Origin of the sequence: Cryobacterium sp. RTC2.1 (assembly GCF_035018685.1) — a bacterium.
Classification (GTDB): Bacteria; Actinomycetota; Actinomycetes; order Actinomycetales; family Microbacteriaceae; genus Cryobacterium; species Cryobacterium glucosi.
In genome coordinates this window covers 1-9,305 of record NZ_JASJXJ010000153.1, presented here as the reverse complement: position 1 = coordinate 9,305, position 9,305 = coordinate 1, and the positions used below count along the sequence as shown (strand labels likewise).

Below are 9,305 nucleotides of genomic sequence, written 5' to 3'. Positions count from 1 at the left end.
TCCTCGCGGTCGGATTCCGGGACCCGGTCGACCCAGGCGAGGGCGATCTCGTGGCGGACCCAGCTGGTGGCATCTTCCCAGAGGGCGCGGCGGGACTCGTATTCGCTGCTGGGGGTGGGGGCGACGACGGTCCGGCGGGACTCGCGCAGCATCCGCTTCTGGGTGCGCTGCTCGTCGCGGAGTTCGGCGACGGTGTGGCGCAGGGTGCCGAGTTCGACGAGCGCGTCGCGGAGCTGCAGCTGCGCGGAGCGGGCCTGCTCGCGCAGGCGGGCGAGGTCGGACTCCGTGCTTCCCGCCTCGACGAGCTGCGCCTCGAGCCGGGTGATCTTCGCCTTCGCCTCGGCCAGGGAGAGCTGGGTGGACTGCAGGGCAGACACCGACGTCGGCGCGCACGGCGCCGGGGTCGGGCCGACGCGGAACGGGATCGCGCCGGGCGACCCCGCGGTCGCGGGTGTCGGCCGGCGCACGGCGTGCACGCGGCCGGGCCCGGGGAACGGGCGCGGCACGATCGGCCGGGGAGCGGCGAGGTCGGCGGGCGATGGCCGCACGGCGCCAGCACCGGCGAGCGCGTCGGGGAAACCGGCCTCGCCGTGCAGGTCGTCCTGGGCGAGAGCGGCGCCGGCCGCGCGAACGAACCCGGCAAGCCCCTTCGCGGACATGGCCGGGTCGAAGACGAGGTCATCGCCGCTTCCGGTGTCGTCGTCCTCGACGAGCGGGAGCAGCGGGCGGTTCTCGCGCAGCCAGGGCGGCCCGTTGAGCACGGCGGCGAGCGGCGGCAACACCGGCTCGTCGTCGTCGACGTCGCTGAGCACGAGGTGCAGGGCGCCACTCGGCAGGTGCATGACCCGCGCGGCCACGACGTCGCCCTCGGAGAGCAGGGTATCGACGAGGTCGCGCGGGTTGGCCGAGATGTCGGCGCGGGTGATCGTGAACGTGAGGTGCGGGTGCAGGGCGAGCACGGCCTTTTGCGCGCTGACCTTCTGCACCAGGGCGAGGGTGACGCTGCCGTGCGGGTAGCGCTCGGCGATCACCTCCGTCGTCGGCGGTTTGAGCTCGACATTGAGCCGGTGGGTCGGGGCATCGAGGGCGCCCTGGATGCGCTGGCCGGGCGAGAGGGTCCAGTCCAGCGGCACGGGCGGGTAAGTGAGTTCCTGCCAGATGGTCGCCATGCCGCCGTCATCGAGCTCGACGAGGGCGCGGGAGCCGTGCAGCATGAAGCCCTTGACGGTTCCGGTGACGGTGATGACGGATGCCGGGGCGAGCGCGAAGAGACCGGCGTGGTGGGCGTGAGCGAGGGCATCCGTGACGAGTTGGTCGGTCGCGTGCTGGGGGTCGCCATGTGTGAAGCGCAGGCGGGACCTGGCCAGGTCGGCGAAGGGGTTCGGCCCGGTGGGATATGACCGGCCGGCGCTGCCGTAGACCTGGAATTGGGCGGGGAGCAGGTCGCCGAGCTGCCGGGTGAGTTCTCCGGTCTGCACGAGGAAGACGCGCGCGACGTCGCCGATCTGGGTGGCGAGCTGATCGATGCCGATCTCGGGGATGGCTGTTCCGAACGGTGAGGAGACGACGACCCAGGGTCGATCACGGGCGGGGTCGTGAAGGCCGATCGCAAGCTGCTGCACCGCGGAGCTGGTCTCAACGCGGGTGTACACGGCTTACTCCTCCCCGGGCCCGTGAATAGGCCGTGGGAACAAGGCTACGCCAGTATCCTAGACGGATTGCTCCATTCGTTAAGTTATGGGGTGTATATGAAGCATTGTGTGCGGGTTGCCCACCCGGGACACGCGGTGTGACGCAGGATGCACCTCGTCCTGGGGCGGCGCCCAGCCGATCACCGGTGAGTGCGAAGCCGCGGAGTCAGCGACCCGAGCCGGAGAAAGCGCCGACCAGGACGATCCCGAGGTTCGCGGCCAGGTAGGCGGAGACGCCGAGCCCGACGACGACCTCGAGGGGGGCGAGCACGAGGCGCTGCAACCTCGCCGACCGCATCTGGTTGTCGAGCACGGTGAAGCGCTCCATCAGGCCGTCGCCCGTGCCGACCGGCACGGTTTCGGCCCAGCTCGCGGGATCGTCGAGCAGCGCGATCACCTGGAACCGTTCGAGCGGCGTGAGCACGCGCGGCAGGGCCGTCAGCCACGACACGAGGTCGGCGGCGTCGAGCACGGTGACCGCGTTCTCGGGGCCCATGCGGACGACACCCTTCGGCCCGACGAACGCGAGCACGGGGTGGATCGGGACGGTGAAGTCGAGGTAGGCATGCAGGAGCGTGTCGATGCGTTCGCCCTCGAAGGCCGCGTGTTCGAGGTAGGGCACCGCCCGGTCCCCGACGATGACGTTCTCGCCGATGACCCGCACCCCCGCACGGCGGTGCTGCTTGGTGTTGATGGTGACGACGCCGCAGGGGCCGACGACGACGTGGTCGATGTCCCAGCCGTTCACCCCGACGGGGAGCCCGTGGAAGACCGCCCATTCCGGAGGCAGCTGGGCGAGCAGCGCGCCGACGGCGAGCTCTCCCTGCGCGCCGCGGTACCAGCCCAGGGCATTGCCGCCGAGCGGGGAACGACCGAGGAAGCGGGCGAGACGGGTGCGACGCGGGTGGGCACCCTGCTGGCGCAGCAATTTGTCGATGATGGCCTGCGCGGCGAACCGGCGGCGCATGCCCTCGTTTTCGACGCGGCCGTCGTCGATACTGCCCGGATCGATTGTGCTTTTGTCGACCATATGATTGCTCCCCCGGATCGATACTAGCGAGCCGCGGCATCCGCCGCCCCACCCCGTTTGAGCCGCCGCCCCTGTTGAGCCGCTGCCCTCGCTCGCGCGCCCGCCTGCTCTAGTCGTGCTTCTTGACGAAGTCGATGGCGAGGTCGGCGACCTCCTCCCAGCCGTGGTCGATCGTGAGCGAGTGACCCCGGTTCGGCACCTCGACGATCTCGGTCAGACCCGGGTTCTTCTTCTGCTGCTTGTAGATCGCGTGCGAGATCGCGAGCGGCACGGTGTTGTCGTTGTCCCCCGCGATGATGAGCAGCGGCCCGCGCTCGGGATTCTTCGTGTCGACCCGCGCCTCGGTGAACGGGTTCAGGTTCGCGGTCGCGGCCTGGAACAGCGGCACGCCCGATGCGGCCACGTGATAGGTGTCGTACAGGGCGCGCGCCTCGTCGGTATCGAGGGCATTTGCCCAGCCGAAGCTGAACTGCTCGAAGGTGAGCGAGACGGCGCGCCCGGCATTCGCCGGGTTGAGCAGCACCGGTGACGCCGATTTCAGGGCGGATGCCGGCAGCGGCAACACGCCACGGAACGGTGCGGAGTCGATCGCGACCGTTGCAGCGGAGACTCCCTCACCGGCCAGGCGCTGGGCGATCAGCCCGCCGAAGGAGTGCCCGACGATGGCGGGTCTGATCGCGAGGTCGTTGATGGCGTCGAGGTAGTGGTCGGTGACCTGGGCGATCATCTTGTGGGCGAAGACGTCGGGGTCGCGCTTGGCTTCCTCGATGCTCTCGGGGTCGTCGGGCCAGCCGGGGGCGATACTTGTGTAGCCGGCGGCCTCGAAGCGGCCGCGCCAGCGGTCCCAGCTGCTCGAGAGCAGCCAGAGCCCGTGCACGAACACGACCGGGCGCAGGCCCGACTCGTTCGCTCGCTCGACCTCGGCTCGTTCCGGTGCGGTCAATGCGTCCATCTCAGCTCCGTTTCGGTTTCTGGCAGGTTCACGCGGCGGGTGCCGGGTGATCTGGGCACGATAACCGCACCGGTCCCCGTCGTCTAGGCCAGCGGCATCCGCGGGCGTGCCGCTGAGCCGATGCGGTCAGCCGCGGTCGCAGGCGGAGGTCAGCGGCAGCGGTCAGCGGCGGAGGGCGATCAGGGTGCGGAGCACCAGGACGAGAACGGCCAGGGGCGCGAACACGATCAGGAGCCGTGCGGCGAGCCCGCCGAGACTCGCGGCCGTGCCGGACGCGGGCGGGGCGCCGGTGAGGCCGAATTGCAGGAGCAGCACGCCGATGACGCCGAGTGCCACCGCGACGAGGACGGTGAGCAGGAGCGCCCGCAGGTCGGGCTCTGCGCGCTCACGGCGCCGAACCGCCCAGAGCTGGAGGACCTCGTAGAGCACGAGGGACACCGCGAACGGCAGGGCGACGCTCAGGAGCACGACGGCGAAATAGGCCGCGAACACGAAGAGCGGGTTATCTGGCAGTGCGGGCGTGATCAGTGCGGTAGTCCAGCTCACGTGACTCCCCAGCCTGGCCTCGGTCGGCTCAGCGCTCCCACGGTAGCAAGAGCGCTGTATTCCGGCGTCCCCCCGATCGGGACAGGGAACCGGATCGGGGGCACACTGGGGGGATGGTTCGCAAACAGGCGGTGGTGCGCGGGATGGTCCAGGCCGTGGGGTTCCGGTACTACGCGCAGGCAGAGGCCCGGCGACTCGGGCTCGCGGGATTCGTGCGCAACCACAGGGATGGCTCGGTCGAGGTGCAGGTGGAGGGGCCGGCAGCATCCGTCGACCGGATGCTCGACTGGCTGCGGCACGGGCCGCCCTCTGCCCAGGTCGACACCGTGCACGTCGAGGACATGCCGGACCGCGGGGACGACGGCTTTCGGATCGAGTGACCTGCCCGCTGGCGTAGCGTTGAAGCATGTGCGCGCGTGCAGATCGTCCCGCCCGCACCGACGACCCGGCCGGGTCGCTCGCCGCGGTGCTCTTGGCGCGCCCGGGCTCGGCGAGGCGTTCCCTGATGCGCTTGGGCCGGCGCTCCCCGGATCGCTCTCCGTTTCACTCCCCGCTTCACTCCCCGCTTCACTCCCCGCGACGGCGGATCGTCGGCATCGTCCGGCTCGTTCTGGCCGGCGCCGAGGTGCTCGCACTGCTCGGGTACTTCGGCTACATCCTCGGTTTCAAGAGCTTTATTGTGTACAACTACTTCAGCTATTTCACCGTGCAGAGCGCCATCGCCGCGGTCGGTGTCTTCATCGCCGCGGGGATCGTCGCCCTGCGCCGGGAGGTCGACCCACCCTGGCTCGACTGGATCCGGCTGCTCGTCACGACCTACATGATCGTTTCGGGCATCGTGTTCCTCGCGATCGTGATCCAGTCCTCGTCGCGGGCGTACACGATGGAGGTGCCGTGGTCGACGCAGCTGCTGCACTTCTGGATCCCCGGGATCGCGCTCGTCGACTGGCTCACCGACACCGGAAAGGCCCGGCTGCCGTGGACGACGCTCGCCTGGGTCATGGTCGTCCCGAGCATCTGGGGCGCGTTCACCCTGATCCGGGGCGCCCTGGTGCGCTGGTATCCCTACTTCTTCCTCGACCCGAAGCAGGTCAGCGGCCCGCTCGAGACGGTGCTGTACTGCGCGGTCGCCGTCGCGCTCTTCACCGGGATAGCAGCCATGCTGACCTGGTCGTCCCGCGGCTGGCGGGGCCTCAAGCCCAGCGCTGAAGGTTAAGGGGCGGAGGTTAGGAGCGGAGGTGGGCCCAGGCGTCGGGGGTGGCGCGCAGGTATTCTGGCAGGTCCTGGGGCGGATGCCCGGTGAGGCGTTCGACGTCGTCCGTCACGACATCCATCACGCCGGACGCGATCGCGAGATAGCTTGAGATCCAGCCCGCGACCTCCCAGTCCGGCGCGCCGTAGTGAGCGCGGGACGCCCACGCCTCGGGCTCCGTCTCGCGCTCGTACCGGATCGGCCGCCCGGTCACCCGGGCGAGCTCCTCCGCGCCGTCGCGCAGGCTCCAGCCGCGCGGTCCCGTGAGGGTGAAGGTCTCCCCGTCGTGACGAGAGCCGCCGCAGAGGACGGCCGCGACGGCATCCGCCACGTCGGTGTGCGCGACCGAGCCGATGCGGCCCTCGCCTCCGGGCCCGCGGATGACGCCGTCGGCGCCGCACATCTGCGCGATCAGCCGGTGGTAGAAGTTGTCGCGCAGGAAGGTGAATGCGAGGCCGCTCGCCCGCAGGTGCGTCTCGGTTGCGGCGTGGTCGCGGGCGAGGGTGAATTCGGCGTGCGGATCGGCGCCGAGGAACGAGAGATAGACGATCCGCTCGACTCCGGCGGCGACGGCGCTGTCGATCAGGGTGTGGTGCTCGGTGACCCGCTCGGCGCTCTCGGACGCCGACACCATGAACAGGGTGTCGACCCCGGCGAGGGCGGGGGCGACGGCCTGGGCATCGCCGTAGCCGGCGGTCCAGACATCCGGATGCTGCCGCGCGAGCCGCGCGGTCGAGCGCACGATGAGCCTGGTGGGCGTTCCTGCCGCGTCAAGGCGGTCGCGAACGAGGCCGCCGACGAGCCCCGTCGCTCCGGTGAGTGCGATCATGGCTGGTTCCCCTCGGCATCCGGTTGCGCGGTCGAACTGCGCCCTCGCATGCTACAGCGGAAGGGAGTGGGTGGAACGGCCTACAGCGGGATGAAGGTGTATTCCACGGTGAGGTGTTCGCTGCGGCAGGCGCCGCAGTAGAGCACGCCGGAGTGCTGCATGGCGATCACCCGCGGGGAGCACTGCACGACCTTCGGGCCGCAGCACGGCGAAATGACCATGTAGGCACCGGGCGCGGTCGGATGGTGGCCGCTCAGGCCGCGGCCATGGTGGGAACCCTCGCAGGCGAGGTCGGAATCGAAGTCGAGCAGGCTGTCCAGCTCTTGGTCCAGCAGGGTTTCCATGAGGCACGATCAATCACGCGGTCAAACAGGGGAACTGCAGTCGCGACTGTGGCGGGGCACCGAAGCCGCGACCGCGCTCGGGTGGCCGACGGCACGACATGTGTACATTGCTGGGTCTTACGACCGTTGCACGCAACCCACCCAATTGGCAGCCATCGGCAACACCAACCCGGGAACGACTAAACCTTGGGGAGCTGCACAACGGCGGACCGCACCTGCATGAAGACCCGGCTCGCCCCGGGAATCTTCAGCGACTAGACATTGGGCATAGCTTACACCGTTTGGTGAGAAATACTCGGGATTGACTTTATGGGGTTCGTCAGGGCGCGGGTGTCGGCGTGGGGCTCGGCGTCGGGGCCACGTAGAACGGGGTCAGCCCGCGCAGCGCGGCGGCAAGCACCGTGGCGTCGTCGGTCCCGGCGAGCCGGAGCGCCGTGTCCCCGGCGACGAGTCCGACCAGGACGGGCTCCCCGGTGAGCGGCATCATGTTGATCCAGACCCGGAAGTCCTCGTCCCCACCGACCGTGGTCCACAGCGGCGCGGTCGTGCTCCAGAACGGCTCGTCGAACTGCAGCCAGACCTTGTCGAGCGTGCCCATGCCGAGGTCGGCGATCGCGCCGCGGTGCGCGAAGGGCAGCGCGGGGTCGAATTCGAGCACCCCGGACTTCAGCACCCCGAGCGGAACGGTGACGAGCACGCGGTCGGCGGAGAGCGACTCCCCCGTGCCCAGACGCAGGCTCACGCCGGTGTCGGTGTATGCAAGTTTGGTGACGACGCTCGAGTCGAGCAGGTCGATGCCCTCTGCCGCCTTGGTGAGCAGGTGGGCATATCCACCGAGCACGATCCGGTCCTCGTTTGCTCCGGCGTCCGCGCTCGTGTACCAGCCCGACTGCTGGTCGACGGATGCGCCCGCGTCGATATCGAGAACGGTCGCGACCCGGAATGCGAGCCAGTCGGCCGCGGAAACACCGTCACCGGCATCCGCTGTGGACAGCGTGCTCGCGCCCGAGCCGTCGAGCGCGCCCTGTACGGACATGTCACTGGCCTGTTTCGTGGCCCAGGCGAGCGCGGTCGCAACGGCTTTTTCGCCGGTGTCGGGCACCGCGACGACGATTCCGGCAGTGGTGCGGGTCTCGCTCGCGCTCGGAAAGGGGGTGGTCGCGATGCCGAGGCGGGTGAATTCCTCGTCGAGGGACGTTGTGTCGCTGTGGCTCACGAAGGACGGGCCGAGCTCGACAGGGAAGGGCCACTTCTTGTCGCTGACGGTGTCGATGCGGCCGCCGATGCGGTCGCGAGCCTCAACGAGGACGACGTCGAAACCGGCGTCCTTGAGGATGCGCGCGGCGCTGAGCCCGGCGATGCCCGCCCCGATCACGGCGATGCGTTCGCCGGGCGCTGCGGCGGCGATGATCTCGCGGGCCGCGCGAAGACCGGAGTCGCGGCCGCCCTGCACCGTTCCCGGAGCGTCGGTCGAGGTGGCCTCGCCGGCGAAGAAGACCCGGTCGAGCACGGGTTGGGCGAGCGCGGTGCGCTGCTCGGGCGTGGAGTCGACGGCGGCGAAACTGTACGAACCGCGGGCGAACGGGTCGGCCGACCAGGAGGTGCGGCGCATCTGCGCGGGTTTCGGCACGGGCGAGACGGTGGGCGTCGGTGCGGGGGTCGACGTAGCGGTGGCGGATGCGCTCGGCCGCGGGGCCGGGGACACGCACGCGGTGAGAACGAGGGTCGAGAGACCCGTGACTCCGATGAGGAAGGTGCGACGTTTCATGGCGTTCCGCGCGTCGGGTGTCACTCACGTCCTCCTCTCCGAACGAATCCGGTTGGTTCCAAACTACCGCAGGGGTCGGTTCGGGCGGTCGCCTGCCGCCGGCGGGTACGTCGGGACCGGGTCAGGCGAGCAGTTCGGGCGGGAGGAGGAAACCGTCATCGAGGAGTTCGCGCACGCGCGGGAGGAGCTCGCCGGTGAGATCGCGTTCGGAGACCTCGAGCAGCTCGGCGAGCGCGCCGGCGATCGCGCCGACCGCGAGTTCGCCGTCGCAGGCCCCGACGAGCGCGGCGAGCGCGGTGTCGAGCGACACCGACCGGCCGAATCCACTTCCCTGGTGCAGGGTGAGCAGGGTCGGGTCCTCCTGGCCGGGCCAGAAGTGGCGTTCCTCGGTGACGTCGGAGGCAACGGTCAAGGTCGCGTAGACCAGGTCGTCATCCGGGAGGGCCGCGTGCCAGTCGTGGGCGGCGAGGCAGGCCGCGAGGTGGCTGCCGATGCCGTCAGGGTTGTGACCGAGGCCGCCGTGCAGGCGTTCGAGGCGCCGAAACCGCGGAACCGCCGCGGGCCGGGCGGTGTCCGGGCGGCGGAGCAGCAGGTAGCCGAAGCCGACCTGCGTCACGCCGCGCGCCGCGAAGTCGTCGAGCCAGGCATCGTAGAGGCGGTCGAAGTCGGCCGTGCCCGGCCGGGTACCGCCGTCGCGGATCCAGGTCTCGGCGTAGAGCTCGGGCGACTGCACCTCGCGCTCGATGATCCAGGCGTCGAGCGCCGGCGCGGGCCCTGACGAATTCGACGGAGATTCGCCCTCCGCAGGGGCCGAAGACGGCTTCCCCGGTGTCTTTTCGGCAAAATCTCGGTCGATTTGGTTCGCGTCGACGGAGGCAGCGGCTGGGGTGAGC

General features: G+C 70.1%; 8 protein-coding genes and 2 pseudogenes. 2 read left to right on the top strand and 8 right to left on the bottom strand.

Translation table 11 applies throughout. The features are described 5' to 3' along the window. From QN357_RS15685 to QN357_RS15670, 4 genes and pseudogenes are all read right to left on the bottom strand, one after another. A pseudogene (locus QN357_RS15685) lies at positions 1 to 1,652 on the bottom strand (hypothetical protein); the annotation flags it as partial. Positions 1,653 to 1,857: 205 nt separating this feature from the next. Continuing rightward, positions 1,858 to 2,721 carry a nuclease-related domain-containing protein gene (locus QN357_RS15680; RefSeq protein ID WP_134559892.1) on the bottom strand — a complete coding sequence of 288 codons (864 nt, stop codon included), beginning with the start codon at positions 2,719 to 2,721 and terminating at the stop codon, positions 1,858 to 1,860. Between the two features lie 109 nt (positions 2,722 to 2,830). Next, complete coding sequence (locus QN357_RS15675; RefSeq protein WP_134559894.1) at positions 2,831 to 3,673, bottom strand: alpha/beta hydrolase; 843 nt, start codon at positions 3,671 to 3,673, stop codon at positions 2,831 to 2,833. Positions 3,674 to 3,835: 162 nt separating this feature from the next. After that, positions 3,836 to 4,219 carry a hypothetical protein gene (locus tag QN357_RS15670; RefSeq protein WP_323505168.1) on the bottom strand — a complete coding sequence of 128 codons (384 nt, stop codon included), beginning with the start codon at positions 4,217 to 4,219 and terminating at the stop codon, positions 3,836 to 3,838. Between the two features lie 113 nt (positions 4,220 to 4,332). Between QN357_RS15670 and QN357_RS15665 the strand changes: the two genes are divergently transcribed. After that, positions 4,333 to 4,599 carry an acylphosphatase gene (locus tag QN357_RS15665; RefSeq protein WP_134449383.1) on the top strand — a complete coding sequence of 89 codons (267 nt, stop codon included), beginning with the start codon at positions 4,333 to 4,335 and terminating at the stop codon, positions 4,597 to 4,599. Positions 4,600 to 4,625: 26 nt separating this feature from the next. Further along, positions 4,626 to 5,435 carry a Pr6Pr family membrane protein gene (locus tag QN357_RS15660; protein ID WP_323505167.1) on the top strand — a complete coding sequence of 270 codons (810 nt, stop codon included), beginning with the start codon at positions 4,626 to 4,628 and terminating at the stop codon, positions 5,433 to 5,435. Positions 5,436 to 5,445: 10 nt separating this feature from the next. On the opposite strand, the gene QN357_RS15655 is transcribed toward QN357_RS15660, so the two are convergent. The 4 genes and pseudogenes from QN357_RS15655 to QN357_RS15640 form a co-directional block, all read right to left on the bottom strand. Beyond that, positions 5,446 to 6,300, bottom strand: coding sequence for an SDR family oxidoreductase (locus tag QN357_RS15655; RefSeq protein WP_323505166.1), 855 nt, complete (start codon positions 6,298 to 6,300; stop codon positions 5,446 to 5,448). Positions 6,301 to 6,380: 80 nt separating this feature from the next. After that, a complete protein-coding gene (locus QN357_RS15650; protein ID WP_134449380.1) occupies positions 6,381 to 6,644 on the bottom strand; it encodes a hypothetical protein in 264 nt (87 codons plus the stop codon). A gap of 319 nt (positions 6,645 to 6,963) precedes the next feature. Further along, entirely contained in the window at positions 6,964 to 8,436 is a 1,473-nt protein-coding gene (locus QN357_RS15645; protein WP_323505165.1) for a flavin monoamine oxidase family protein, read from the bottom strand. Between the two features lie 97 nt (positions 8,437 to 8,533). Beyond that, positions 8,534 to 9,305, bottom strand: a pseudogene (locus QN357_RS15640) (SAM-dependent methyltransferase); the annotation flags it as partial.